Here is a 26,306-nt window from a genome sequence, read left to right on the forward strand (position 1 = left end):
TCGGCTTTAACCCGGCTGCTCGAAGCGGACCTTGACCAGGCGATCAAGCCCTTCCCCAAGGAAGAACGAGAAGGGCCTGCCACTCTGGTATGCATAACTGCCACAGGCATCTAACACCGAAGGTTCGCGCCTGATGAAGTAGGAATACGGGCTATACCTGATGGTACCGAGCGAGCCGAACTCGAACACCAGACGATCGGCCTGGGCTCTTTCCTGTACCGCCTCGGGCCGCAGGATACGCACTCGCATACCGCCCATTTCCAGGCGTTCAAGCAGGTTGCGATCATCGAGAAACAGCTGTGCAGGCGCCTGGAGCTGCTCACCACCGGGGGTGCGCAGTTTCATTTCACCCCGCAGGTCCGCGCCACTGACATCGAATTCGGTCACGTCGAAGGGCAAGGCCGCAAGCAGCCTGGCATTGGCTTCGCAGATCATCTCGGCCTGCAGGCGCTGATCAACTGGCGGGCCCTCGATACGCCGCAGACGCACATCGGTCCCTGGCAAAAAACTGAACTGCAAGGTCAGGCTCACTTCACCCTGCGCAACGATGTCTTTTGACGCAGGACCAAAATCATGAACGCCCAAGCCCAACTGCCTGGCCTGGCGCATGTCGACCACCAGCCGGCCACTGAGCAGGGCCGTCTCTCGGGCCGGCTCGAAGGACTCGAAAAGCGCCCGCAGATCCTGACGCTGCCTGGCATTCAGGGCATCATCAGCAATACGTACCTGCAGCGCTCGCGTGCTGTCGGGGTCGAGCACCAGTTCGATCTGTTGCGAATCGATCTGCAGCTCCGCCAGGGCTTGTTGCAAAGCTTGCAGGTAACGCGGATCGATTTCGTCAGTACTGTTTTCACGGGTGACCGACTCCTGGAAATACAGGGTCATAAAGGTCTTCCTGTCGTCGCGAAGCATGACTATGCACACCGCTATCAGCGCCATGTAGCCAACGATCTTCACTGCCTCCTTGGCAAAACGTCCTTTCATTTACAGAGTTCACCTTCCATGTCGCCAACGGGTTTGGCTTTTTCCACTGCTGGTCGGCGCCACTGCGGCACACCGATCAACACCACGGCGCCAATGATAACCGCCATTGCCACGCATTCCTCGTAACCGATCTGTTCACCGGCAAAAACAATACCCAGCAACACCGCCACCGCCGGGTTGACATAGGCATAGCTGGTGGCAGCGGCCGGGCGCACGTGCTTGAGCAGGTACATATAGGCGCTGAAGGCCAGGATCGAGCCAAAGAACACCAGGTAGGCCAGCGCGCCCCAACCGGCGGCGGTGGGCATCTGGGTCATGCGTTCGCCGCTCAACACGCTGCCGAGCAGCAGGACCACGCCGCCGACGAGCATTTCTGCGGCACTGGCCATCGGCCCCTGGGGCAACGGCAGGCTCTTGCTCCATACCGAGCCAAAGGCCCAGGAGGCGGCGGCAAACAGGATCAGCGCGGCACCGACAGGGCTGGCCTGCAGGTTGGAGCCCAGGTTGAGCAAGGCGATGCCAACCAGGCCGAGGACGATCCCGGCCCATTCCAGGCGGGTGTTGCGATGGCCCCAGAGCAGGCCGAACATCAAGGTGAACAGCGGCACCGTGGCCACCGCCAGCGCCGCCACACCAGAGGCCACGCCCGCATGTTCGGCCAGGGTCACGCCACCGTTGCCGCAACTGAGCAGCAAGACGCCGATGACACCCGCCGCCCGCCATTGCGACCAGGTCGGTGCAGGCGCCCCGCGCCAGCGCAAAAAGCCATAGAGCAAGGAACCGGCGATGACAAATCGCACCCCGGCCATCAGCAACGGCGGCCAGGACTCGACGCCGATGCGAATCACCAGGTAGGTCGAGCCCCAGACCAAGTACAAGGCGAGAAAGGCGCCAATCAAAACTAACGGGAAGCGACGGGAGGCAGGCATGGGGGGCTCGAATTATCGTTGTCGGGCAGTTAGTTTAGAAAGGCGGCACGCTAAACATAAGTTACAAAACTTGTTTAAACCAACCGTACACTTTTGAAACAACGGTTCTTATGGCCTTGCGCCTTTGAATCGACGACAACCCTCTGGAAGCCCATGGACAAGTACGATCGCATGCTCCTCAGCGCCCTGCTGGACAACGGCCGCGCCTCCTTCGCCGAGCTCGCGCGCAAGGTCAATCTCTCCGCCCCGGCGGTGGCCGAACGGGTGGCCAAGCTTGAGGCCAGCGGGGTGATTACCGGCTATCAGGCCAAGGTCGACCTGGAGAAGATCGGCCTGCCGATCCAGTGCGTGATCGAGCTGCGCCTGGCCAGCCATGGCAACCAGCAGACCTTTGAGGAGCTCACGCAGATCCCGCAGTTGACCGAGTGCCACCGGGTGACCGGCGACCCCTGCGTGATCATGCAGGCGGCCGTGGCCTCGATGCCGGAGCTGGAGAAATTGATCAACCGCATCGCCCAGTTCGGCTTCAGCAAGACCTCGATCATTCTCTCCAGCGCCGTGGAGCGGCGCCTGCCGCTGGGCCACCTGGAGCCCAACGGCAAGAAGGCCTAGCGATAGTTTTTCAGCGCTTCGCCGATCTTCGCCGCGGGGACTTTCTGCAGGCTGCAGAACAACTGGTGGGAGACGCCGTTGACGCCCTGCTGGCGCAATTGCCCGGCCAGGTGCTGGGCCAGGTTGGCGGCCATTTCAGCATCGGCCATGGCCCGGTGCGCGGTGCCGGTGTCAGGCAGGCCGGCCCAACGGGTCAGGGTGCCCAATTTGTGGTTAGGCGCCGAGGGCATCAGGCGCCGCGCCAGCAACATCGAGCAGGCGAACCGCTGGCTGCGGCTGCGGCCGATCTGCGACAGCTCGTAGTCCCAGAACTTCTGGTCGAACGAGGCGTTGTGGGCGAGCATTGGCGTATCGCCGACGAACTCGGCCACCTCGTTCATCACCCGGGCAATCGGCGGCGCGCTGCGCAGCATGGCGGTGGTGATGCCGGTCAAGCCGGCGACAAACGCCGGTACCGGCACCCCGGCATTCATCAGGCTTTGATAGCGCTCGACGATACGCCCGCGCTCCAGCATGACCACCGCCACCTCCGTGGCCCGGCAACCGGCACCGGGTGAAATGCCGGTGGTTTCAAAGTCGATGACAGCGATACGTTCCAAAACGACAACCTCAGAAATCTTAATGCTTGAGCAGCAGGCTGCCCTCGATGGGCACATAACGGCTGGCAGCGCGAATCAGTGAATTGGCGGTCAGCCCCGGCACGCCATAGGCGACGGCCTGAATGCCGTGGCGGCTGATGACCCGCTCGAGCAACAGGTCGAAATCACCATCACCGGAGGCCAGCACCACCTCATCGACCCGCGCGGCGGCGTCGATCACATCGAGGGTGATGCCCACGTCCCAGTCGCCCTTGGCCGAGCCGTCGCTGCGCTGGATATAGGGTTTGAGTTTGACCGTGAAACCAAGGTTGCGCAGGATCTGCTGAAACTGCTGTTGCTTGCTGTCGCCGCGGTCGATGGCGTAGGCCACCGCTTCGACGATCTGCCCGTGCTGGCTGATGTCGGCCCACAGCGCCGCATAGTTGAAGTGGCAACCGTAGGCCTGGCGCACGGTGTAGTAGAGGTTTTGCACATCGGCGAATACCGCGATCTTCTTCACCGCTTTTCCTCATGGCGCACAGCGCTGTTGCCGGCCGCCGCACACCGGGGCCGTTTCGGCGCCCAGTATGCCAGCCTGCGAGCCATGCGGGTAAGCGCGGTCAGACGAAGCTGTCGTCGTCGCCGCCGAAGAAGCCGCCGTCGTCGCTGCTGTAGTCGCCGTCCATGAAGCCGCCCTGGTCATTGCCGTAGCTGCCGTTGTCGGCGGTCAGGCGTTGCTCGTCATTGCTGCCCCAGCCATTGGTGTCACTGGCCGGCGCCGGCTCTTCCTTGATTACTTCGACCACCTCTTCAGGCTGTGAGTGATGGTTGAACAGGCTGCTGATGCCTTGCGCCAGCATCACCCCACCCGCCACGCCGGCAGCGGTTTGCAGTGCACCACCGAGGAAGCTGCTGGCCCCACTGCGGGCGGGAGCCTGGGCCGGTGCGGCGTTGAAGCCCTGCTGCTGCGCCGGCGGGTTGAATGACGGGCGCGATGGTTCGCGCCAACCGCCGCCACTGGCTGGCGGGTTGGCCGGTGCCTGGCTCTGCAGCGGCTGTGGATCACGGGTGCCACTGCCGAAGATACTCGACAAAAAGCCGCCGCTGCTGCTCGGTGCGGTGGCTGCGACCTGGGCCTTGGCCTGCTTCAGCTCGGCCTGCAGTTGCTGGTTCTGTTCGTCCAGGCGCTTGAGCGCCGCTTCCTGCACCAGGATCGCCTGAGCCATGTAGTAAGGCGCCGCCGGTTGCTGCTGCAGGTGTTCGGCAATGCGTGCCTGGGCCTGGGCATCGCGTGGCACGGCCGGGTCCTCGGCTTGCTTGAGTCGACCGAACAGGCCGTCGATCAGGGTTTGTTCTTCACTGTTCATGGGCAACCTCACTGCAAAACCGGAAAAATCGAGTACAGGTAAAATGGGGTGCCAGGACGATAGATTCAACACAAGCCGGGATTAAACTTTCTTCAGGTTGGCCAGCGCCTGGGCTAAAGTGACGCCCTGCTTTTCTTCAATGCGATATCGACCGATGAATCCGCTTAGTGTTCTGCGCGACTCCGTGTATTTCTTCCGCCGCCACCTGCTGAGCATTGCCCAGCTGTGCCTGCCGCTGGTGGTGCTCGAAGCACTGTGCACCCAACTGCTGAACCAGCAACTGGGCGAGGATGCCTCTCCAGGCTACGGCATGCTGGTCAGCCTGCTGTTCTACCCGTTGTACAGCGCCGCGCTGATTCTCTACCTCGACACCCGCAGCAATGGCTACACCCCGCTCAAGCGCAACCTGCTGGCCATGGCCTTGCGCCTGTGGCCGTCATTCGCCCTGATGGTGATGCTCAGCTCGCTGCTGATCATGGCCGGCGCCGCGCTGTTCATCATTCCCGGCATCTGGGTGATGATCCACCTGGTGTTTGCTGAATACGCCCTGGTGCTGCGTGGCCTGCCACCGATCGAAGCCATGCGTACCAGCTTTCAGATGACCACCGGCAACTTCTGGCGCATCTTCAGCTGCATCCTCGGCGTGCTGGCACCGCTGTGGCTGATCGACGGCCTGAGCATGATGCTGGTGCCCGAGCCTTCGCCGCTGGCGCAACTGGCCCTCGACAGTGCCAACAGTTTCCTGCAGCTGTTCAGCACCGTGGTGATGTTTCGTCTGTACATGCTGGTCAGCGAGCCGGTTGCAGAGCCACCGGTGTCCTGACTGGTTTGCGGACGAACGGCTCGGGTATGCTTGGCGGTGACCTGCCAAGCCAAGCCGAGCCGATGACCCGACTACTGCGCAACGCCCTGCTGACCCTGCTTGTTCTGTTCGCCCTGTTGTGGCTGCTGGCCACGCAACTGAGCTGGCAACCCAAGCCGCGCGAAACCCTGCCGGTTAGCTGTCGCGCCAGCAATGCAGTGCTGGTGCCGGGCCAGGTGCTCAAGGTGATGACCTGGAACGTGCAGTACCTGGCCGGCAAACGCTACGTGTTCTGGTACGACCAGGGCCGTGGCGACGACACCCGCCCTACCGCCGAAGACCTCGCCTTCAACCTCGATGAAGTGGCACGGGTGATCCGCGCCGAACAGCCGGACATCGTCCTGCTCCAGGAGCTGGACAACAACGCCAAGGCCAGCGACTACCAGGACCAGCTGGCACTGCTGCGCGAGCGTCTGGTGGATATCTATCCGTGCGCGGTGCAGGCCTACGACTGGAAAGCCGATTTCGTCCCCGACTGGCATATTTTCGGCAGCGTCGGCCGCAGCCTGGCGACCCTCAGCCGCTACCCGATCAAGCAGGCCGAACGCGTGCAATTGCCGGTCGCCGCCGGCAACGCCCTGCAGCGCTTGCTACAACCTCAGCAAGCCATCCTTGCCAGCTACCTGCCACTGCGCGACGGCGGCCAGCTAGCGGTACTCAACACCCGCCTCGCCCCCTTCGAGGCGGGCAGCGATATCCAGCGCCAGCAGGTGCAACAGCTAACGCGGCTGCTCGACAAGCTCGAAAGCCAGGGCACCCCCTGGTTGATCGGCGGCGACTTCAACCTGCTGCCGCTCGGCCAGTACCGGCGCCTGCCGGCCGAACTGCGCGGTCAGTACAGCGCCGACAGCGACTTGCACCTGCTCTGGGACAAGTACCCGATGATCCCCAGCAACGCCGAAGCCAGCAGCGCCGACCGCGCGGCCTGGCTGACCCACTACCCCAACGACCCTAATCTGCAAGGGCCGGACCGCACCCTCGATTACCTGTTGTACAGCCCGAAGCTGCAGCGTTTGGGGGCACGGGTGATTCAGCAGGACACCCTGGAAATTTCCGATCACCTGCCGGTAACGGCGCGCTTGCTGTTGCCTGCGCAGCCGTGATTATTTGCGTGGCTTGGCCCGCGCGGTAGCCTCGGCGACCAAAGGGTCATCCGGCCAATAGTGCTTGGGGTAACGCCCCTTCAGATCCTTCTTCACCTCGGCGTAGGTGCTGCGCCAGAAATTGGCCAAGTCCTGGGTCACCTGCACCGGCCGCCGGGCGGGCGACAGCAGGTGCAGCAAGACCTGTTGCCGTCCCTGGGCAATGCGCGGGGTTTCGGCCAGGCCGAACAGCTCCTGCAGGCGCACAGCGAGGATCGGCGGGGTTTCGCTGTAGTCCAGGCGGATGTTCGAACCCGAGGGCACGCTCAGGTGCACCGGCGCCCATTCATCCAGGCGCTGGGGCAGCGGCCAGGGCAGCAGGTTGCGCAGGATCGACGAGAGGTCGAGCTGGGCGAAATGGCTCAGGCGGGTGACCTTGCCCAGGTAGGGTTGCAGCCAGTGCGAAAGGCTTGCCAACAGCGCGGCGTCGCTCAGGTCCGGCCATTCACTTTCACCCTGGGTTGCCAGGTCGAGCTGGCGCAACAGCGCCACACGCGCCTGCCACTGGCGCAGCTCGGGGGTCCACGACAGCAGCTCCAGGCCCTTGCGCCGCACCAGTTCCAGCAGCGCCCGGGCGCGGGCGTCTTCATCCAGGCCGGTCAGCGGCTCTCGGCTGAGCACCAGCTCACCGACCTTGCGTTGACGTTCGGCACGCAACACGTTTTCGCGTTCGTCCCAGTCGAGGATATCCAGGCTGCGCACCTGTTCGGCCAGGACCCCGTCGAACAACGCCGGGTCGAAATCGGCGGCCAGATAAATGCGCTCCTCGCGCTGGCCCTGACGGCTGCCCAGGTCGGCGATCACCAGCCACGGATGTTTCATCAAGGCATCGGCTTCGCCGAACAACGCGGCACGGCCGTTGGCCAGGCGATATTCAGCACCGCCGGCACGCCGCTGTTGGGCAACCCGGTCCGGGTAGGCCAGCGCCAGCAAGGCACCCAGCCAGCGCGAATGGTCAGGGTCGGCTACAGCTGAAGTGGCTTTGCCACGCAAATAGCCACGGTACTGACGGGCCAGTTGCCGGGCGCGCTGCACACCGCCCTGCCCACCCTTGGCCGCGCGGGTTTCGCCGCTGAGCAGGGCCAGGCGGCTGTGCAGGTCGGCACCGCCGCCGCGCAGGATGTCACGCTCACCGAGCAATGCGGCGACATCACAAGCCATGTCGGCCAGGCCCAGGTCCTGGCCGCGCAGCAGCAGGTGGGCAATGCGCGGATGCGCCGGCAATTCGGCCATGGCCTGGCCGTGAGCACTGAGGCTGTCCTGGCTGTCGGCCTTGAATGCGCCCAAGCGCTGCAACAGATCCAGCGCCTGGCCGTAGGCGGCAGCAGGCGGCTGGTCGAGCCAGCACAGTTGCTCGGGGGCGACGCCCCAGCGCGACAACTGCAGGGCCAGGCCGGCCAAATCGGCCTGGAGGATTTCGGCAGCGCCGTACGCCGCCAATTGCTCATGCTGGGCTTCGGACCACAAGCGGTAGCACACGCCGGGCTCTAGCCGGCCGGCCCGGCCGGCGCGCTGGGTGGCGCTGGCGCGGGAGATACGCTGGGTGTCCAGGCGGGTCATGCCACTACCGGGGTCGAAGCGCGGCACCCGGGCAAGGCCGGCATCGACCACCACCCGCACGCCATCGATGGTCAGGCTGGTCTCGGCGATGTTGGTCGCCAGCACCACCTTGCGCAGGCCGGCGGGAGGCGTGTCGATGGCGGCGCGCTGGGCATTGAGGTCGAGCTCGCCGTGCAGTGGGCAGAGCAAGATGTCACGGCGCTCACCGAGGGCGTCCTGCAAGGCCTGATGCACCCGGCGAATCTCCGCCTGTCCCGGCAGGAACACCAGCACGCTGCCCGACTCATCAGTGATGGCCTGAAGCACCGTATCGACCACCCGCGGCTCGATGAACTCGCCCGGCTGGAAAGGGCGGCCCCAACGCACATCGACCGGGTACATGCGCCCTTCGCTGCTGACTACCGGGGCGTCGTCGAGCAAGCTCGACAGACGCTCGCCCTCAAGGGTCGCCGACATCAGCAGGATTTTCAGCGGCGGCTCGTCGCGCAGCAACTCACGGCCGTTGAGGCTCAGGGCCAGGGCCAGGTCGGCATCGAGGCTGCGCTCGTGAAATTCATCGAAAATCAGCAGACCCACGCCATCCAGGGCCGGATCGGCCTGCAGACGGCGGGTGAGAATCCCTTCGGTGACTACCTCGATCCGCGTGTTCGGGCCAACCTTGCTGTCCAGGCGAATGCGGTAACCGACCGTTTGCCCGACCTGCTCGCCCAGCTCACTGGCCAGCCGCTCGGCTGCCGCCCGTGCCGCCAGGCGCCGTGGTTCAAGCATGAGAATGCGCTGCCCGGCCAGCCACGGCTCATCGAGCAGCGCCAGCGGTACACGGGTGGTCTTGCCAGCGCCGGGGGGCGCTTCGAGCACTGCTTCGTGGCGCTGGCCCAAGGCCTCGCGCAAGGCCGGCAGTACGGCATCGATCGGTAATGATTTCATGGTGGTCCTCAAACAATCCGCCGAGTATAACGGCGAACCGAGCCCGCCTTATCATGGTCTTAGCTGTAGATACCGGCTCTTTGCCTGTATCGTTGCGGCCTTCATTCCGGAGATTTCCATGCGTATTCCCTCCCGTGTCATTGGCGGCGTCGTGGTCGCCACCCTGCTGACCCAACTGACGGCCTGCGGCACCCTGTTCTTTCCCGACCGGCGCGGCCAGATCGAAGGCAAGATCGACCCGGTGGTCGCCGCCCTCGACGCTATCGGCATCCTCTTCTATGTGATTCCCGGCCTGATCGCCTTTGGCATCGACTTCGCCACCGGCGCCATCTACCTGCCTGGCGGCACCACTGCCCAGGTCGCGCCCGAGAAGCTCAATGAAGCCATCAGCGCCGACGGCAAAGTCGACAACAGCAAGCTGCAGGCTATTCTCGAAAGCGAACTGGGCCAGCGCCTGCCACTCAACGACCCGCGCCTGATCCAGCACAAGGGCAGCGTCGAACAACTGGCCATGTACGGCCTCAAGCCCGCGGCTTGACCTCTGACAGGAAGCCACCTTCGGCATGACTCCCTCGGCTGAACACCAACGCCTGCTGCGCCTGGCCACCCGCGCCTCGCTGGCGGTGGCCAGTATCCTGATCCTGACCAAGGCGGTGGCCTGGTGGCTCAGCGGTTCGGTCAGCCTGCTGGCCGGGCTGACCGATTCGGCCCTCGATGGCGTGGCGTCTTTCCTCAATTTGCTGGCGGTGCACTATGCCCTGCGCCCGGCCGATGACGATCATCGCTACGGCCACGGCAAGGCCGAGGCCATGGCGGGCATGGCCCAGGCGCTGTTCATTGCCGTCAGTGCGGTGCTGATTGGCGTGCAGGCGGTGGAACGGCTGCAGAATCCACAACCGTTGGCAGAAACCGGCGTTGGCATTGCAGTGATGGTGCTGTCACTGGTGCTGACCATTGCCTTGCTGATGCTGCAGGGCAAGGTAATCCGCATCACCGGCTCGAACGCGGTGCGCGCCGACTCACTGCATTACCGTTCCGACCTGCTGCTCAACGGCAGCATTCTGGTCGCCCTGGTGCTGGCGCGCTTCGGCTGGCCGCAGCTGGATGCGATTTTCGGCCTGGGCATCGCCCTGTACATTCTCTGGAGCGCCCTGCAGATTGGCCGCGAGAGCAGCTCGATCCTGATGGACCAGGAACTGCCCAGTGACATCAGCGAGCAGATGCTGGCGCTGGCCTGCAGTGTGCCCGGGGTGCGTGGCGCCCATGACTTGCGCACACGGGTATCGGGTAGCCACTGGTTTGTGCAATTGCACCTGGAGTTGCCCGGGGACCTGCCGCTGACCCAGGCCCATGCCTTGTGTGACCAGGCTGCGGCGGCGATCAACAGCCAGTATCCGAAGGCGGAAGTACTGGTGCATGCTGATCCGGTCATGTGAAGCCATTGGCAAGGCTGAGCCTTGCATCGCCGGCAAGGCCGGCTCCCACAATGGAACTGCATGCACCGTTAAACTGTGGGAGCTGGCCTTGCCAGCGATGGGCTGCGCAGCAGCCCCCGGTTCAGTTGACGCTATACCCCCGCCCACTCAAACAAGCACCCTGCGCCCGCCGATAGTTATCGGCCACTTGCGCCGATGGCGCGTAGCTGGCCGCCGCCGGGTCAAACCCGGTCTGCTGCACCGCCCAGCGATGGCATTCATAACGGTCACGATCAAGCTGCTGAGGGCTCTGGCCCTGAGCCGGGTAAGCGATCACCTCATAACCGGGGCCGCTCTGCTGCGGCGCACTGGCCGTCGGTGGATTGACCACCACGTATTCGCGGCTGTCCTCCAGGTATTGATAATACGTACCCGCCGCAAGGAACAACAACGCACTGCCAATCCACACTTCGCGCGCGTAATCGGGCAGGTAGTTGACCCGCACGCCATACGGCGGCGTCACCACCACATAGCGCGGGCCTTGCGGGCGATACCAGTAGCCGCCGGAATAAAAGTAATCATGCCCGCGATAGGGCACTTTCCAGTAGCGGTCGGGGAAGCGCTCGATGGTCTGCCCCGGACGATACTGCGGCCCCGGGCCCCACCCATTGCCATGGCCATCCGGACGCCCGGCGCCACCGGCCTGGTAATAGCGGTTGTCGTTGCGTCGCGGAATGTCCTGGTAGTAGCCGGTACGCGGCGCCTGGGTCTGACGCACTTCATCGGGCCGCGACTGCAACGGTGAAGCCCCCTGCCCTTCGGCAAGCAGCGGCAGATTGACACTCATGCACAGCAAACCAACACCCGCCATACGCCAGACGCGCGACTTCATGCTTTTCCTCACGGACCGATAACAAGGGGCCTGGATTACTTTATCAGGCCGTCTGCTACGGGGTATCGGCCGCCAGATGAAATTTGCCAGGCAATAAAAAAGGGAGACCCTGGGGTCTCCCTTTGAGAATTTTGTCCGTGCTCGGCGCTTGTGACACCGGCTCACCTCACGCCGTCTTGTGGACAGTGTGTAGCCCGGGGGCCGAGCACAACCGGGTGGGGTTGCTGGCCGCGGCGGGCCTGATTAGGCCCGCCGTACTGGACTGATGTCCGGGCAGTGATTCTGGTGATAAGAATACGGCGAAGGCAGCGACAGATGATTGCTAAGATTGCTCAATTAAATATAACTTGCGCAATTTTTGCCTAAAGATTGATAATTCGACGCAATCGAAACAGAAAAGGCCAACCCCATGAGCAAGCTTGACCGCTATGACCTGAGCATTCTTGCCGAATTGCAGCGCGATGCGCGTATCTCCAACCAGGAACTGGCCGAACGCATCGGCCTGTCGCCTTCGCCCTGCTCGCGCCGGGTCAAGCAACTGGAAGACGACGGCTACATTGCCCGCCAGGTCGCCCTGCTCGACCGCAAGAAGCTCGGCCTGAGCCTGACCGCCTACGTACTGATCGGCATGGACCGCCACACCCCCGAGCGCTTCGAGACCTTCGAGGCGGCGATCCGCAGCCTGCCGCAAGTACTCGAATGCAGCCTGGTCACCGGGATGGATGCCGACTACCAGCTAAAGGTCGTAGTGCCCGACATGGACCATTACCAGCAACTGCTGCTCGGCCACCTGACGCGCATTGAAGGCGTAACCAGCGTGCGCTCCAGCTTCGTCCTCAACCAGGTACTGGCCAGCACCGAACTGCCGCTCACGCACCTGCGTTAGTCAGGCTGGCAAGGGGGGCGTATAATCGCGCGCCTCAACCTGCCGGAGAGTATCGATGGATCCTGCGTTGTTCGAAGAGTGGATGATGACCATCCTGGTCACCATCCTGATTGGTTTCATGGGTTTTATCGTCTGGGACCTGGCGAAAAAATCCAAAGCCGGCAAGTTCGGCACCTTCATCCTGTTTTTCGTGCTGGGCCTGGGCATCCTCGCCTTCATCATCAAAAGCGTGGTGATCGGCTTTATCGAAGGCGTTTAAAGCTTGGCCGGCACTTCCCGCCACTGGCCTTGATCAAGGCCATCCAGGCTCCAGTCGCCGATCCGTACGCGCACCAGGCGCAGGGTCGGCAAGCCGACGGCAGCGGTCATGCGCCGCACCTGACGGTTGCGCCCTTCCTTGATCACCAGCTCCAGCCAACTGGTCGGTATGCTCTTGCGAAAGCGTACTGGCGGGTTGCGTGGCCAAAGGTCGGGCTCGTCGAGCTGACGGGCCTGGGCCGGCAAGGTCGGGCCGTCGTTGAGCTCGACACCCTCGCGCAGACGCTGCAACTGCTCCGCGCTCGGTTCCCCCTCCACTTGTACCCAATAGGTTTTCGCCAACTTGTGCTTGGGGTCGGCAATCCGCGCCTGTAATTGGCCATCGTTGGTCAGCAGCAGCAAGCCCTCGCTGTCACGGTCCAGGCGTCCGGCCGGGTAAATGCCGGGGATGGCGATGAAGTCCTTGAGGGTCGCGCGCCCTTCGCCGTCGCTGAACTGGGTCAGCACGTCAAAGGGCTTGTTGAACAGGATCAACCGCGGCTCGGCCGGCGGCGCCTTGGGCAGGCGACGCGGACCGGCGGGCTTGGCCGCGGGACGCCGCGGCTTGGTGCGTGGGGGTAACGGCATGGGGCCTCAGCGGAACGGCGGCTCGTCAAAACTGCGCAGTTTACGCGAGTGCAACGAGTTGAGCTCGGTACGCAGCAGGTCGAGGGCGGCGATGCCGATGTTCAGGTGCTGGCTGACCGCCCGGTTGTAGAAGGCGTTGGCCGCCCCCGGCAGTTTGATCTCGCTGTGCAGCGGTTTGTCGGAAACGCACAGCAAGGTGCCGTACGGAACCCGCAAGCGATAGCCCTGGGCGGCGATGGTGCCGCTTTCCATGTCCACCGCCACTGCCCGCGACAGGTTGATCAACGGTCGCTCCTGGGCCCAGCGCAGCTCCCAGTTGCGGTCGTCGTAGGTCAGCACGGTACCGGTGCGCAGGCGCTTTTTCAGCTCGTCGCCGCGCTCGCCGGTAACCTGCGCCGCCGCCTCCTGCAACGCCAGTTGCACTTCGGCCAGGGCCGGAATCGGAATGTTCGGGGGGACCACCCGGTCGAGAATCCCGTCGCGGCGCATATAGGCGTGGGCCAGCACGTAGTCGCCAATGGTCTGCGATTGGCGCAGGCCACCGCAGTGGCCGATCATCAGCCAGCAGTGCGGGCGCAGCACCGCCAGGTGGTCGGTGATGTTCTTGGCGTTGGACGGGCCGACGCCGATGTTGACCAGGGTGATACCGTCGCCGTCGGCGGCGATCAGGTGATAGGCCGGCATCTGGTAGCGGTGCCAGACCACCCCGGCGACCAGGGCCTGGGCTTCGCCGTTGTCCATGGCCTTTTCGATAATCACATTGCCCGGCAAGACCATGCGCACGAAGCGCGGATCATCACGCAGTTGCTCAAGACCGTGGGTGATGAACTGGTCGACATAGCGGTGATAGTTGGTCAGCAGGATCCACGGCTGCACATGGCGCCAGTCGCTGCCGGTGTAATGCACCAGGCGGCGCAGGGAGAAGTCCACCCGCGCGGCGTCGAACAGTGCCAGCGGCAGTGGGTCGACGTTGGCCCAGTCGTACAGGCCGTCGGCAATGCCGTCGGTGGCGGCGGACAGGTCGGTGCTGGGGAATACCCGCGCCAGCGCCGCGGCAGTGATGCCGGTACCGGCCAGCTCGTCGCCCTGCTCGACCACATAAGGGTAAGGAATGTTCTGCTGGCTGACGCCCACTTCGACCGTGACAGTGAAGTCACGCATCAGCGGCTTGAGCTGCTCGAGCAGGTAACCACGGAACGCCGCCGGCTGCGTCACGGTAACGCTGTAGGTGCCAGGTAGCTGAACCTTGGCGTAAGCGCGGGTAATCGCCGGCACTTCGCCATGGTATTGGTAGGTCAGGCGCAGTTCGGGGTAGCGGAACAACGCCCGCTCCTCGGCATCCGGCTCGGTGCGGTCCTTGAGGTAGCGCTTGAGCGCCTGACTCAAGGCCGCGGTGGCGTGTTCGTGCAGGGCCGCCAGGCGGTCGACGGCCTGCTCGGCGGTTTCTACGACAACGAAGGCTTCATCAGTACGGCTCACAATGTACTTCCTGTCTGACATGCATGCCCCCATCTTGCCTACATCCGTCAGCAAAGGCACGCACGTTAGAGCGGCCAATTCGGGGTCGAGCGTTGCACCAGCGCCGCGACATCGATGCCACGGGGCAGCACGCCGTATACCCGGCCGCTGCCACTCAGGCGGCTGGCGATAAAGGCATCGCTGACCACCGCGTTACCGGCTTCGAGCAGCAGCTTGGCCTGCAGGCCGACGGCAATGTCTTCCGTGAGCTGGCGGGCGCGGTACTGGCTGTCAGCGGTGTCGGCAAACGCCGCCTTGAGGTTGCCGATATGTGCAGCCAGTCGGTGATCGCCATGGCCATCACCAAGCTCGGCAAACAGTGTGTCGAGTACGCCGGGCTCCTTGGACAAGGCGCGCAGTACGTCCAGGCACTGGACGTTGCCCGAGCCTTCCCAGGTCGAGTTGACCGGTGCCTCGCGGTACAGCCGCGGCAGGATGCTGTCTTCGACATAACCGGCACCGCCCATGCATTCGGCCGCCTCATTGATCATCGCCGGCGCCCGTTTGCAGATCCAGTACTTGCCCACGGCGGTGATCAGCCGGGCAAAACGTGCCTGGTGCGGATCATCCGGCTGGTCGAGGGCGCGGCCCATGCGCAGGCTCAAGGCCAGCGCCGCTTCGCTTTCCAGGGCCAGATCGGCCAGCACGTTCTGCATCAATGGCTGCTCGGCCAACAGCCGCCCACCGACCTGGCGATGGGCGCAGTGGTGAGCAGCCTGGGTCAGGGCCTGACGCATCAGGGCGCTGGAGCCGACCATGCAGTCGAAGCGGGTCATGGCGACCATTTCGATGATGGTCGGCACCCCACGGCCTTCCTCACCGATCATCCAGGCCAGGGCGCCACGGAACTCGACTTCGCTGGAAGCGTTGGAGCAGTTGCCGAGCTTGTTCTTCAGGCGCTGGATATAGAACTGGTTGCGGCTGTCATCCGGGCGGTGGCGCGGCAGCAGGAAACAGCTGAGGCCCTTGTCGGTCTGGGCCAGGGTCAGAAAGGCATCGCACATTGGCGCCGAGCAGAACCACTTGTGCCCGACCAGTTCATAAGCCTGGCCCGGGCCTGGTGCACCGACCGGATAGGCACGTGTGGTATTGGCGCGCACATCGGTGCCGCCCTGCTTCTCGGTCATGGCCATGCCCAGGGTCACACCGACCTTGTGGCGATCGCCAATATTGCGCGGGTCGTATTCCGTTGCCAGGACCTTGGGCAACCAGTACTCGGCCAGTTCCGGCTGCAACTTGAGCGCCGGCACAGCGGCAAAGGTCATGGTCAGCGGGCAGCCACTGCCGGCTTCGGCCTGGCTGTGCAGGTAGGTCATCGAGGCGCGGGCGACATGGGCGCCCTCACGCGGGTTGGCCCAGGGCAACGAGGGCAGGCCATGCTCGATGGCCGTGCGCATCAGCTCGTGATAGGCCGGATGAAACTCCACCAGGTCGATGCGATGGCCATAACGATCATGACTGCTGAATTGCGGCTTGTTCTGGTTGGCCAGAAAGCCTGCGGCCATCAGCGGCCCGCCGGCCAGGGCGCCGTACGCGTCGATGCGGTCCTGTGCCCAGCCTGCACCGTAGCGCCGCGACCACTCCTGCAGCGGCAGATCGATGCGGTACAGGTTGGCGCCATCCAGGGACGGCGGCTGGTTGGTGACCTCATGGGTTTCAGCGTACTGGTGCAGGTTCATCGAGGGGCCTCCTGGATCCTGGCGTGTCTGAAATTTCAGTGAATCACGCCCTGCCCCCCTGTCAAAGTGACAAAAACGCCTAACTAGCCGTGATTTAGCCCCGGCCTGGCCATGCCCAACTGCGCCTGGGGCGGGCTCAAGGGCACGCTCAGGCTCAGCTCGAAGCGGCTGCCCAGCCCCGGATTTGACTCGTGCTGCAGGCGCGCGCCGATCAGCTCGGCCAACTGCCGGCAAATCGCCAGGCCAATGCCCAGGCCACCGTACTCACGAGTCATCGAGCCATCGACCTGGAAGAAGCGCTGATACAGGGTGGCTTCATCAAGGCGATCGAAACCGATGCCGCTGTCGCTGACACTGATGCTCAAGCGCAGTTGATCCGGGCCCAGGCGGGCACCGCGTACCTGCAACATGACCCCGCCCTGGTGAGTGAACTTGATGCCGTTGTCCATCAAGTACCCCAGGCACATGGCCAGTTTGTGCCGGTCGCCGATCAGCACATCGGGCAGTTCCGCCGGGGTATCCAGGCTCAGGTACAAGCCCTTGGCCATGGCAGGCGCGGCATGCTCGGCGCGTACCTCCTGCAGCAGCGAACGCAGGCTGAACGGGGCGTTCTGGGCGCTCAGGCGGCCGGCCTGCAGCTCGGTGAGGATGAGGATGTCATCGACCATGCCCATCATGTCCTGGGCTGCGGAACTGGCGGTGTGCTGGTATTGGGCCAGCTCGCCGTCCAGCGGCATGGTCTGCATCAGCTCCAGCGAACCGATCACGCCATTCATCGGCGTGCGCAGCTCGTGGGTGACGGTGGCCAGGAACTGGTCTTTCAGGCGGTTACTGTTGGCCAACTGGATGTTGAGCTGCTCCAGGGTGCGGCCGGTTTCGCGCAGCGTCCGAGCCTGCTCGTCACGCATGCTGTTGATGCGGTCGGCCAGCGCCAGGGACAACAGGCCGACCTCCAGCGCCGAACCGATCTGGCTGGCGTACATGGTCAGGAACACGTTCGGCAAATAGCCCAGCACCATCAGGGTATTGACCAGGCCGCCGAGCAAGAACGCCGACCAGGCAATGATGAAGTAGCGGGCCACGCGCAAACCGCGGTGCCAGGCGAAAATCCCGGCGGCGAAGATACACACGGTGAACAGCAGCGCCAACGCCGTGGCCAGGCGCAGGGCTACGCCATAACTGCTCGTCAGCGACAACAGCATCACCAGCGCACCACAGCCCATCAGCACCTTGAGCACGGCGTCGAAGGCACGGCTGTGATTGCGCACCTGCAGAAAGCTGCGGGCAAACTGGCAACCGAACAGGCCCGCCGCACCAATGAACATCGGTGTGGCGGCGTTGGCCCACCAGGGGCTGTCCGGCCAGAAATAGGCCACGCCGGCACCGTTGACCGAGACCTGGTACAGACCGAACGAGGCGATATAGAGGATGTAATACAGGTAACTGGTATCGCGCACGCTGAGGTAGATGAACAGGTTGTACACCAGCATCCCCAGCAACACGCCGTAGATCAGGCCCAGCACATACAGGCGGGTCGGTTGCGCTTCCATATAGGCCTGCGCCGACCACAGGGTCAACGGCGCCTGCACTGAACCCTGGCTGTGCAAGCGTAGATAGGCCGTGGTTGTCTGGCCGGGGGCAAAGGGCAGTTCGAAGAGGTAGTTGTTCTGTTTGATTTGCCGGCTGGCGTAAGGCAGGGCGTCGCCGGTGCGTTGGGCCAGGCGAAAGGTACCGCTGGCGTCCGGCAGGTAGAGTTCAAGGTGATCAAGTGGCGGATAGGCCAGCTCCAGCAACCAGGCGCGGGGGGCTGCCGATGGCAAGGCGGTGTAGCGCAGCTGGATTTTCAGCCAGAACACCGAACTGGAATAGCCGGCGTTGAGGACTTCGGCCCGGTGCGGGCGAAAATGCTCGCTGAATGACGGCGCACTGACCTGCGCAATGCTGGCGTTGCCATCGCGGTCTTCGAACACTTGCATCACCTGCCCCAGCGGCAAGCTGCGGGTGGAGTCGTCGAAATCGACCGCCGTGGCCAGCAACGGCAGCCAGCCCAGCACAACAATCAGCAAATAGCGCATACAGCCCCAGCATGGTCTGTCCCGGTCGCGTCGCGTAGCCTCCTGTCCGTTTGAGGCGACGTAATCCGGCAGTACCCGTTATCGGTTTATTCGAGCACTCTAGCATAGCTTTCCGAGCCTGCCAGACGCCACTGAAAACTTTACGCCAAAGGCTCTAGAACGGCACTTTCAGCGATTCTTGCAGGACCTTTCAAACGCCCGTTGAAAAATCCCCGGCGCCGGGGCGGACCCAGCAAAAGCGTTTGGTGATAAGCTCGCGCACCATGAATACCTACAGCTCCCGCCCCGTTGTCCTCTGTCTCTCCGGCCACGACCCCAGTGGCGGCGCCGGCTTGCAAGCAGATATCGAAGCCCTGATCGCGCAAGGCTGTCATGCCGCTCCGGCCGTGACCGCCCTGACCGTCCAGGATACCGTCAATGTCAGCGACTTCCGCGTCCTCGACCGCGAGTGGGTACTGGCCCAGGCCAATGCCGTGCTTGCCGATTCGACGGTAGCGGCCGTCAAGCTGGGCATGCTCGGCTCAATCGAAATGGTCGACACCGTGGTCGAACTGCTCAGTGCCCATCCGCATCTGCCGCTGGTCTGCGACCCGGTCCTGCGCGCTGGCGGCGGTGGCCGCCTGGGCAAGGATGAAGTCGGCTACGCCATGCGCGAGCGCCTGTTGCCACTGGCAACCATCGCTACCCCGAACCTTCCCGAAGCACGCATCCTGGCCGAACTGCCCGAAGGCAGCGCCGATGAATGCGCAGAAAAGCTCCTGCCGTTTGTCAGACACCTGCTGATCACCGGCGGTCACGGTGACGAACACGAAATCCACAACCGCCTGTACAGCCGCGACGGCCAGCGTCACACCTGGACCTGCCAGCGCCTGCCCGGCAGTTATCACGGCTCCGGCTGCACCCTGGCCAGTGCCCTGGCCGGCCGCTTGGCCCTGGGCGAACAGTTGCAAAGCGCGGTGCGTTCGGCCCTGGATTACACCTGGCGCACCCTGCGCGATGCCGAGCAACTGGGCAAAGGCCAGTACGTGCCACGCCGCTTGCCACTGGATTTCTGTTCCTGATCTTCGCTTGAGGTCTACACCATGAAGTTACGCGGCCTGTATGCCATCACTGACAGCCAGTTGCTGGCCGGCAAGTTTCTGCCCTATGTCGAAGCGGCCCTGGACGGCGGCGTGACCTTGCTGCAATACCGCGACAAGAGCCAGGACGCGTCCCGCCGCCTACGCGAGGCCGAGAGCCTGGCCGAGCTGTGCGCACGCTACAAGACCCAGCTGATCATCAACGACGACGCCGAACTGGCTGCACGCCTGGGCGTCGGCGTCCACCTGGGCCAGACCGACGGACCGTTGACCCCGGCCCGCACCCTGCTCGGGCGCAACGCCATCATCGGCTCAACGTGCCACGCCCAACTGGAGCTGGCCGAGCAGGCCGCCCGTGAAGGCGCCAGCTACGTCGCCTTCGGCCGCTTCTTCAATTCGGTCACCAAACCAGGGGCGCCCGCCGCCGATACCGCCCTGCTGGAACACGCGCGCAACCGTATCAAGCTGCCGATCTGCGCGATCGGCGGCATCACCCTCGACAACGCCGCCCCGCTGGTCGCCCACGGCGCCGACCTGCTGGCGGTGATTCACGGCCTGTTCGGCGCCGACAGCACGCAGGAAGTCACCCGCCGTGCCCGCGCCTTCAACGCCCTGTTCGCTTCTGCCTGATTGAGAGAGCCCATCATGTCTCGTTCCGAAACCCTGTTTGCCAACGCCCAGAAACACATCCCCGGTGGCGTCAACTCGCCGGTGCGGGCGTTCAAGAGCGTTGGCGGCACGCCGCTGTTCTTCAAGCACGCCGCCGGTGCCTATGTCACTGACGAAGACGACAAGCGCTACGTGGACTACGTCGGTTCCTGGGGCCCGATGATCCTCGGCCACAGCCACCCGGATGTACTGGAGTCGGTGCGCAAGCAGCTGGAACATGGCCTGTCCTATGGCGCGCCAACCGCCATGGAAACCGAAATGGCCGACCTGGTCTGCTCGATCGTGCCGTCGATGGAGATGGTCCGCATGGTCAGCTCCGGCACCGAAGCGACCATGAGCGCCATCCGCCTGGCCCGTGGCTACACCGGCCGCGACAGCATCATCAAATTCGAAGGCTGCTACCACGGCCACTCCGACAGCCTGCTGGTCAAAGCCGGCTCCGGCCTGCTGACGCAAGGCGTACCGAGCTCTGCCGGGGTGCCGGCAGCCTTTGCCAAACACACCCTGACCCTGCCGTTCAACGACATCGACGCGGTCGAGAAGATGCTCGCTGACGTCGGCCAGGACGTCGCCTGCATCATCGTCGAGCCGGTCGCCGGCAACATGAACTGCGTGCCGCCGGCGCCAGGCTTCCTCGAAGGCCTGCGCGCGTTGTGCGACAAGCATGGCGTGGTGTTGATCTTCGACGAAGTGATGACCGGTTTCCGCGTCGCCCTGGGCGGCGCCCAGGCTCATTACGGGGTGACCCCGGATCTCTCGACCTTCGGCAAGATCGTCGGTGGCGGCATGCCGGTGGGCTGCTTCGGTGGCAAGCGCACGATCATGGAACAGATCGCGCCGCTGGGCCCGGTCTACCAGGCCGGCACCCTGTCGGGCAACCCGCTGGCCATGGCCGCTGGCCTGACCACCCTCAAACTGATCAGCCGCCCAGGCTTTCATGACGAACTGAGCGCGTTCACCAGCCGCCTGCTCGATGGCCTGCAACAGCGCGCCGATGCCGCCGGCATCCCGTTCGTCACCACCCAGGCCGGCGGCATGTTTGGCCTGTACTTCAGCGGTGCCGACGACATCGTCACCTTCGATGACGTCATGGCCAGCGATGCCGAGCGCTTCAAGCGCTTCTTCCACCTGATGCTCGAAGGCGGCGTGTACCTGGCGCCAAGCGCCTTCGAAGCCGGCTTTACCTCGATTGCCCACGGTGAAACCGAGCTGCAGATCACCCTGGATGCGGCTGAGCGAGCGTTCGCCAAGCTCTGATTTTTGCAGCCATCGCGGGGCCAGCCCGCTCCCACAGTGATCATTGTGGGAGCGGGCTGGCCCCACGATGGTGCCTTGGAAGCAGAAAATCGAGTAAAGACTTTGTAAGGTAGGCGCTGCTTATCCCATAATGTGCCACCAGACACTTTGGCCGCAGCTTTGCAGAGGTAAGTCGATCCCCATGAACCGCACCGGCCGCGCCCTCGCCCTGGGCTGCCTGTTGCTTCTTCAGCCCCTGCTGGCCACAGCAGGCGGTAACTCGTTGCTGATTCCGGCGACGGGCCGCTGCACCCTCGATTCCCAGCCCGAAGACCTGCCGCAAGCGCTCGCTGCCTGCCAGGACGCGGCCAAGTCCGGGGATGCACAAGCCCAGTACGAGTTGGGTGAGTTCTACTACGAAGGCACCAACACCCCACGCGACCTCAACCAGGCCCTGAGCTACTTCGAGCAAGCCTCGCTGCAAGGCCACGCCGAGGCGCAGTACCGTCTGGGCACCATGTTCTACAAGGGTGAAGGTGTGGCGGCCAACAATGTGCAGGCCTACATCCTGCTGAAGATGGCAGCGGTCAATGGTGCCGAGGATGCGCTGGACATGGCTGACGAGGTGTCTGCCAAGATGCCGCGCGACGAGCTGGAAATCGCGACCCAGGTGCTGGGGCAGATCTTTCGCAAATACCTGCTGGAGCTGCAGACCGTCGACGGTCGCACGCCCTTCTCGCCGCTGCCCTGAGACCCGTACTTACTTTTCCGGCATTGGCATCGGAAACGGCATTACATTGCCAGTACCGCGCGCCTCGCTGATCTTTGGCGTGCCCAGACGCTCGACCTCATCGATGCGCACGATCGAATGCATCGGCACAAAGCTGCGCACCACGCCTTCGAACTGGGCCTTGAGCTTTTCTTCGCTCGGATCGACCACCACCTGGGTGCGCTCGCCAAAGACAAACTCCTCAACTTCAAGAAAGCCCCACAGATCGCTTTGATAGATCTGTTTGGCATACATCTCGTACACCTGGCCCTGGTTAAGAAAGATCACTTTGTAGATCGGAGCTTCGCGTTTGGTCATTTTGGGCGGGGACAATCACGGGTGGTAAAGAAGTCGCAAACTATAACATAGGCACCAGGTCGACAACGCTAGGATCCACGGCCCCGGCCCCTTATAATGTGCGGTTCTTCGAATTACCAGATGATCTCCCATGGCCAAGAAGCTTTACATCGAAACCCACGGTTGCCAGATGAACGAGTACGACAGCTCGCGCATGGTCGATCTGCTGGGTGAACATCAAGCCCTTGAAGTCACGGCCCGCGCCGAAGACGCCGACGTCATCCTGCTCAACACCTGCTCGATTCGCGAGCGCGCCCAGGACCGGGTGTATTCCCAGCTGGGCCGCTGGCGTGAACTCAAAGACCTGAACCCGGACATGGTCATCGCCGTCGGCGGCTGCGTGGCCAGCCAGGAAGGCGAGTCGATCCGCAAGCGCGCGCCTTACGTCGACGTGGTCTTCGGCCCGCAGACCCTGCACCGCCTGCCGGAAATGATCGACGCCGCGCGCACCACGCGCCAGCCCCAGGTCGACGTGTCGTTCCCGGAAATCGAAAAATTCGACCACCTGCCCGAGCCGCGCATCGATGGCCCCAGCGCCTATGTTTCGGTGATGGAAGGCTGCAGCAAGTACTGCACCTTCTGCGTGGTGCCCTACACCCGTGGCGAGGAAGTCAGCCGACCGTTCGACGATGTGCTGGCCGAAGTCATCCACCTGGCCGAGAACGGTGTACGTGAAATCACCCTGCTGGGTCAGAACGTCAACGGCTACCGTGGCCAGACCCACGACGGGCGCCTGGCGGACCTGGCCGAGCTGATCCGCGTGGTGGCGGCGGTGGATGGCATCGATCGCATTCGCTACACCACCTCGCACCCGCTGGAGTTTTCCGACAGCCTGATCCAGGCCCACGCCGAAGTGCCGGAGCTGGTCAAGCACCTGCACCTGCCGGTGCAATCGGGCTCCGACCGGGTGCTGGCGGCGATGAAGCGCAACCACACCATCCTCGAATACAAGTCCAAGCTGCGCAAACTCAAAGCCGCAGTACCGGGCATCTGCATCAGTTCTGACTTCATCGTCGGCTTCCCCGGCGAAACCGAGAAAGACTTCGAGCAAACCATGAAGCTGGTGGCCGACGTCGGTTTCGACTTCTCCTACTCGTTCGTCTACAGCCAGCGCCCGGGCACCCCGGCCTCGGACCTACCGGACGAAACCCCGGAAGAGCTGAAAAAGGAGCGCCTCAAGGCCTTGCAACATCGCCTCGACACCCAGGGCTTCGAGATCAGCCGACAAATGGTCGGTACCGTTCAGCGCATTCTCGTCACCGACTACTCGCGCCGCGACCCCGGCCAGTTGCAGGGGCGCACCGAGAATAACCGTATCGTCAACTTCCGCTGCGACAATCCGAAGCTGATCGGCCAGTTCGTCGACATCCATATCGACGATGCGCGCCCGCACTCGCTGTTCGGCTCGCTGGCCCATTGACCTGACCTGCCGGGCCTTGTTACAGGCCCGGCGACCCTTGATCGTTTCAGCGCTTTCGCCCTGCAGCGGCTAGGGTTATCCTTGAGACCATATCCTTTGCCGTTGGGCGGCTGAAAAACGACCTTGAACGCACCTATCGAACCACATCGTTTCATCCTCGAGCCCTTCGAGGCCCACCGCTTCGCCAACCTGTGCGGGCAGTTCGACGAGCATCTGCGCCTGATCGAACAGCGCCTGGCCATCGAAATCCGCAACCGCGGCAATCAGTTCGAACTGATCGGCGAACCCAAACACACCTCCTCTGCCGAACAACTGCTGCGCCGCCTCTATCGCGAGGCCAAGGCCACCGAGCTGTCGCCGGAAATGGTCCACCTGTACCTGCAGGAATCGGCCGTCGAAGAGCTGGAAAACCCGGCCGTCAACGAAGTCAGTGTTTCCCTGCGCACGCGCAAGGGCATGATTCGTCCACGCGGGCTGAACCAGCAGCGCTATGTGAAGGAAATCCTCGGCAACGACATCAACTTCGGCATCGGCCCGGCCGGTACCGGCAAGACCTACCTGGCCGTGGCCTGCGCGGTTGACGCCTTGGAGCGTGAACAGGTGCGGCGCATCCTGCTGGTACGTCCGGCGGTCGAGGCGGGCGAAAAGCTCGGCTTCCTGCCCGGCGACCTGGCACAAAAGATCGACCCGTACCTGCGCCCGCTCTACGACGCCCTGTACGAGATGCTCGGCTTCGAGCACGTGGCCAAGCTGATCGAGCGCCAGGTGATCGAGATCGCCCCGCTGGCCTACATGCGTGGCCGCACCCTGAACAACAGCTTCATCATCCTCGATGAGAGCCAGAACACCACGGTCGAGCAGATGAAGATGTTTCTCACCCGTATCGGTTTTGGCTCCACCGCCGTGATTACCGGTGACATCACCCAGGTCGACCTGCCACGCGGCACCAAGTCGGGCCTGGCCCATGTCATTGAGGTGCTCAAGGGCGTGCCGGGCATCAGCTTCACGCACTTCCTGCCCAAGGACGTGGTCCGCCACCCGTTGGTGCAGCGCATTGTCGAGGCCTACGAGCGCTTCGACAGCCAGCAGCAGAACCCGACCGAAGGCAAACAACGCGATGCTTGAGCTCGATCTGCAACTGGCAAGTAATGCACCACACCCGACTGAGCAACAGTTCCGCCAATGGTGTGAACTGGCTTTGCGCCAGCGCACGGCCGACTCGGAGCTGACCATTCGCCTGGTCGATGAAGCCGAAGGCCGCGAACTGAATCGCACCTGGCGGAGCAAAGACTACGCCACCAACGTGCTGTCCTTCCCGGCCGACGTGCCTGATGAACTGCTCGACATCCCACTGCTGGGCGACCTGGTGATCTGCATCGCCGTGGTCGAGCGCGAAGCCGCCGAACAGGGCAAGGTGCTGGATGCCCATTGGGCGCACCTGGTGATCCACGGCTGCCTGCACCTGCTGGGCTACGACCACATCGACGACGATGAGGCCGAGGAAATGGAAGCACTGGAACGAACGTTGCTTGCCGAACTGGGTCATCCGGACCCATACGCCGACGACGAACACGACGACATTCAACACTGATATCTGCAAAGGATCACGAGTAACCGCCATGAGCGAAGATCGATCGAGCAACGGGCAAAAGTCCTGGCTGGGCAAACTGACCCAGGCTTTTGCCCACGAGCCGAAAAACCGTCAGGAGCTGCTTGAGCTGCTGCGCGAAGCCCATCAGAACAAGCTGCTCGACAGCGAGGCGCTGACCATTGTCGAGGGCGCCATCCAGGTCGCCGACCTGCAAGTGCGCGACATCATGGTGCCGCGCTCGCAGATGATGAGCATCAAGGCGACCCAGTCGCCGCGTGAGTTCCTGCCGGCGGTGATCGATGCCGCGCACTCGCGCTACCCGGTCGTTGGCGAAAGCCACGACGACGTGCTCGGCGTGCTGCTGGCCAAGGACCTGCTGCCGCTGATCCTCAAGGAGAACGGCGACAGTTTCAACATCAAGGACCTGCTGCGCCCGGCCACGTTCGTGCCCGAGTCCAAGCGCCTGAACGTGCTGCTGCGCGAATTCCGCGCCAACCATAACCACATGGCCATCGTCATTGACGAATACGGCGGCGTGGCGGGCCTGGTGACCATCGAAGACGTACTCGAGCAGATCGTCGGCGACATCGAAGACGAGCATGACGTCGAGGAAGACAGCTACATCAAGCCGCTGCCCAGTGGCGACTTCCTGATCAAGGCGCTGACGCCGATCGAAAACTTCAACGAGTTCTTCGACAGCCAGTTCTCCGACGACGAGTTCGACACTGTCGGCGGCCTGGTCATGAGTGCCTTCGGCCACCTGCCCAAGCGTAACGAGACCACCGAGATCGGCCCGTACCGTTTCCGCATCCTCAATGCCGACAGCCGCCGGATTCACCTGCTGCGTCTGACCCCAATCACCCGTTAAGGACAC

At 63.5% G+C, this 26,306-nt stretch carries 27 protein-coding genes; 15 read left to right on the top strand and 12 right to left on the bottom strand.

Features of this window, described 5'->3' with window-relative positions:
* Positions 1–6: 6 nt before the first annotated feature.
* Positions 7–984, bottom strand: a complete 978-nt coding sequence (locus NLX68_RS18265) for a hypothetical protein (protein WP_254285131.1) — start codon at positions 982–984, stop codon at positions 7–9.
* Positions 981–1,913 carry a drug/metabolite exporter YedA gene (yedA, locus tag NLX68_RS18270; RefSeq protein ID WP_254285132.1) on the bottom strand — a complete coding sequence of 311 codons (933 nt, stop codon included), beginning with the start codon at positions 1,911–1,913 and terminating at the stop codon, positions 981–983. Before yedA ends, NLX68_RS18265 begins: the two co-directional genes overlap by 4 nt.
* Before the next feature lie 153 nt (positions 1,914–2,066).
* On the opposite strand from yedA, the gene NLX68_RS18275 reads away from it, so the two are divergent.
* Positions 2,067–2,525: an Lrp/AsnC family transcriptional regulator gene (locus NLX68_RS18275; RefSeq protein ID WP_254285133.1), complete on the top strand. Its 459-nt coding sequence runs from the start codon at positions 2,067–2,069 to the stop codon at positions 2,523–2,525.
* Here NLX68_RS18275 and NLX68_RS18280 read toward each other — a convergent pair.
* The 3 genes from NLX68_RS18280 to NLX68_RS18290 all read right to left on the bottom strand — a co-directional run bounded on the left by NLX68_RS18280 (position 2,522) and on the right by NLX68_RS18290 (position 4,470).
* Positions 2,522–3,124 (bottom strand): PolC-type DNA polymerase III, encoded by a 603-nt coding sequence (locus tag NLX68_RS18280; RefSeq protein WP_010222937.1) that lies wholly within the window; start codon positions 3,122–3,124, stop codon positions 2,522–2,524. The two genes, NLX68_RS18275 and NLX68_RS18280, sit on opposite strands and share 4 nt — an antisense overlap.
* Positions 3,125–3,143: 19 nt before the next feature.
* Positions 3,144–3,623, bottom strand: coding sequence for an NYN domain-containing protein (locus NLX68_RS18285; protein ID WP_036996945.1), 480 nt, complete (start codon positions 3,621–3,623; stop codon positions 3,144–3,146).
* Between the two features lie 100 nt (positions 3,624–3,723).
* Positions 3,724–4,470 (bottom strand): DUF2076 domain-containing protein, encoded by a 747-nt coding sequence (locus NLX68_RS18290; RefSeq protein ID WP_254285134.1) that lies wholly within the window; start codon positions 4,468–4,470, stop codon positions 3,724–3,726.
* 154 nt (positions 4,471–4,624) lie between these two features.
* On the opposite strand from NLX68_RS18290, the gene NLX68_RS18295 reads away from it, so the two are divergent.
* Both NLX68_RS18295 and NLX68_RS18300 read left to right on the top strand, forming a co-directional pair.
* Positions 4,625–5,293 carry a hypothetical protein gene (locus NLX68_RS18295; RefSeq protein ID WP_254285135.1) on the top strand — a complete coding sequence of 223 codons (669 nt, stop codon included), beginning with the start codon at positions 4,625–4,627 and terminating at the stop codon, positions 5,291–5,293.
* Positions 5,294–5,355: 62 nt separating this feature from the next.
* Positions 5,356–6,435, top strand: a complete 1,080-nt coding sequence (locus NLX68_RS18300; protein WP_254285136.1) for an endonuclease/exonuclease/phosphatase family protein — start codon at positions 5,356–5,358, stop codon at positions 6,433–6,435.
* Here NLX68_RS18300 and hrpB read toward each other — a convergent pair whose 3' ends face one another.
* On the bottom strand, positions 6,436–8,961 hold the full coding sequence (gene hrpB, locus NLX68_RS18305) for an ATP-dependent helicase HrpB (RefSeq protein ID WP_254285137.1): 2,526 nt from the start codon (positions 8,959–8,961) through the stop codon (positions 6,436–6,438).
* 118 nt (positions 8,962–9,079) lie between these two features.
* Here hrpB and NLX68_RS18310 point away from each other — a divergent pair, with 118 nt between their 5' ends.
* Together NLX68_RS18310 and NLX68_RS18315 are read left to right on the top strand one after the other, a co-directional pair.
* Positions 9,080–9,499: a hypothetical protein gene (locus tag NLX68_RS18310; protein ID WP_010222930.1), complete on the top strand. Its 420-nt coding sequence runs from the start codon at positions 9,080–9,082 to the stop codon at positions 9,497–9,499.
* 25 nt (positions 9,500–9,524) lie between these two features.
* The gene (locus NLX68_RS18315; RefSeq protein ID WP_254285138.1) at positions 9,525–10,397 is read left to right on the top strand and encodes a cation diffusion facilitator family transporter; all 873 of its coding nucleotides are present in this window, start codon (positions 9,525–9,527) and stop codon (positions 10,395–10,397) included.
* Between the two features lie 121 nt (positions 10,398–10,518).
* Here the strand turns inward: NLX68_RS18315 and NLX68_RS18320 are convergent, their stop codons facing one another.
* Complete coding sequence (locus NLX68_RS18320) at positions 10,519–11,268, bottom strand: DUF6515 family protein (RefSeq protein ID WP_254285139.1); 750 nt, start codon at positions 11,266–11,268, stop codon at positions 10,519–10,521.
* Between the two features lie 409 nt (positions 11,269–11,677).
* On the opposite strand from NLX68_RS18320, the gene NLX68_RS18325 reads away from it, so the two are divergent.
* Both NLX68_RS18325 and NLX68_RS18330 read left to right on the top strand, forming a co-directional pair.
* The gene (locus tag NLX68_RS18325; RefSeq protein ID WP_010222927.1) at positions 11,678–12,154 is read left to right on the top strand and encodes an Lrp/AsnC family transcriptional regulator; all 477 of its coding nucleotides are present in this window, start codon (positions 11,678–11,680) and stop codon (positions 12,152–12,154) included.
* 55 nt (positions 12,155–12,209) lie between these two features.
* Entirely contained in the window at positions 12,210–12,413 is a 204-nt protein-coding gene (locus tag NLX68_RS18330) for a DUF2788 domain-containing protein (RefSeq protein ID WP_010222926.1), read from the top strand.
* Here NLX68_RS18330 and NLX68_RS18335 read toward each other — a convergent pair.
* From NLX68_RS18335 to NLX68_RS18350, 4 genes are all read right to left on the bottom strand, one after another.
* The gene (locus tag NLX68_RS18335) at positions 12,410–12,976 is read right to left on the bottom strand and encodes a pseudouridine synthase (protein WP_174242340.1); all 567 of its coding nucleotides are present in this window, start codon (positions 12,974–12,976) and stop codon (positions 12,410–12,412) included. The genes NLX68_RS18330 and NLX68_RS18335 overlap by 4 nt on opposite strands.
* A 69-nt stretch (positions 12,977–13,045) precedes the next feature.
* A complete protein-coding gene (gene amn / locus NLX68_RS18340; protein WP_254285140.1) occupies positions 13,046–14,539 on the bottom strand; it encodes an AMP nucleosidase in 1,494 nt (497 codons plus the stop codon).
* A 44-nt stretch (positions 14,540–14,583) separates the two neighbouring features.
* Complete coding sequence (locus NLX68_RS18345) at positions 14,584–16,236, bottom strand: acyl-CoA dehydrogenase family protein (protein ID WP_254285141.1); 1,653 nt, start codon at positions 16,234–16,236, stop codon at positions 14,584–14,586.
* An 83-nt stretch (positions 16,237–16,319) separates the two neighbouring features.
* On the bottom strand, positions 16,320–18,311 hold the full coding sequence (locus NLX68_RS18350; RefSeq protein ID WP_254285142.1) for a hybrid sensor histidine kinase/response regulator: 1,992 nt from the start codon (positions 18,309–18,311) through the stop codon (positions 16,320–16,322).
* 263 nt (positions 18,312–18,574) lie between these two features.
* Between NLX68_RS18350 and NLX68_RS18355 the strand changes: the two genes are divergently transcribed.
* The 4 genes from NLX68_RS18355 (at position 18,575) to NLX68_RS18370 (ending at position 22,046) form a co-directional block, all read left to right on the top strand.
* A complete protein-coding gene (locus tag NLX68_RS18355) occupies positions 18,575–19,372 on the top strand; it encodes a hydroxymethylpyrimidine/phosphomethylpyrimidine kinase (RefSeq protein ID WP_100782771.1) in 798 nt (265 codons plus the stop codon).
* A gap of 21 nt (positions 19,373–19,393) precedes the next feature.
* On the top strand, positions 19,394–20,020 hold the full coding sequence (thiE, locus tag NLX68_RS18360) for a thiamine phosphate synthase (protein ID WP_254285143.1): 627 nt from the start codon (positions 19,394–19,396) through the stop codon (positions 20,018–20,020).
* A 15-nt stretch (positions 20,021–20,035) separates the two neighbouring features.
* Entirely contained in the window at positions 20,036–21,316 is a 1,281-nt protein-coding gene (gene hemL / locus NLX68_RS18365) for a glutamate-1-semialdehyde 2,1-aminomutase (RefSeq protein WP_254285144.1), read from the top strand.
* Between the two features lie 181 nt (positions 21,317–21,497).
* On the top strand, positions 21,498–22,046 hold the full coding sequence (locus NLX68_RS18370; RefSeq protein WP_010222918.1) for a tetratricopeptide repeat protein: 549 nt from the start codon (positions 21,498–21,500) through the stop codon (positions 22,044–22,046).
* Between the two features lie 9 nt (positions 22,047–22,055).
* On the opposite strand, the gene NLX68_RS18375 is transcribed toward NLX68_RS18370, so the two are convergent.
* Positions 22,056–22,382, bottom strand: coding sequence for a DUF1820 family protein (locus tag NLX68_RS18375; protein ID WP_010222917.1), 327 nt, complete (start codon positions 22,380–22,382; stop codon positions 22,056–22,058).
* A gap of 130 nt (positions 22,383–22,512) precedes the next feature.
* Here NLX68_RS18375 and miaB point away from each other — a divergent pair, with 130 nt between their 5' ends.
* The 4 genes from miaB to NLX68_RS18395 all read left to right on the top strand — a co-directional run bounded on the left by miaB (position 22,513) and on the right by NLX68_RS18395 (position 26,300).
* A complete protein-coding gene (miaB, locus tag NLX68_RS18380) occupies positions 22,513–23,841 on the top strand; it encodes a tRNA (N6-isopentenyl adenosine(37)-C2)-methylthiotransferase MiaB (protein WP_254285145.1) in 1,329 nt (442 codons plus the stop codon).
* Positions 23,842–23,964: 123 nt separating this feature from the next.
* Positions 23,965–24,966 carry a PhoH family protein gene (locus tag NLX68_RS18385; protein ID WP_010222915.1) on the top strand — a complete coding sequence of 334 codons (1,002 nt, stop codon included), beginning with the start codon at positions 23,965–23,967 and terminating at the stop codon, positions 24,964–24,966.
* Positions 24,959–25,432, top strand: a complete 474-nt coding sequence (ybeY, locus tag NLX68_RS18390) for an rRNA maturation RNase YbeY (RefSeq protein WP_254285146.1) — start codon at positions 24,959–24,961, stop codon at positions 25,430–25,432. The genes NLX68_RS18385 and ybeY overlap by 8 nt, the downstream gene beginning before the upstream one ends.
* Positions 25,433–25,460: 28 nt before the next feature.
* The gene (locus NLX68_RS18395) at positions 25,461–26,300 is read left to right on the top strand and encodes an HlyC/CorC family transporter (protein WP_010222913.1); all 840 of its coding nucleotides are present in this window, start codon (positions 25,461–25,463) and stop codon (positions 26,298–26,300) included.
* Positions 26,301–26,306 lie beyond the last annotated feature (6 nt).

Source organism: Pseudomonas sp. SBB6, assembly GCF_024213215.1.
GTDB lineage: Bacteria > Pseudomonadota > Gammaproteobacteria > Pseudomonadales > Pseudomonadaceae > Aquipseudomonas > Aquipseudomonas donghuensis.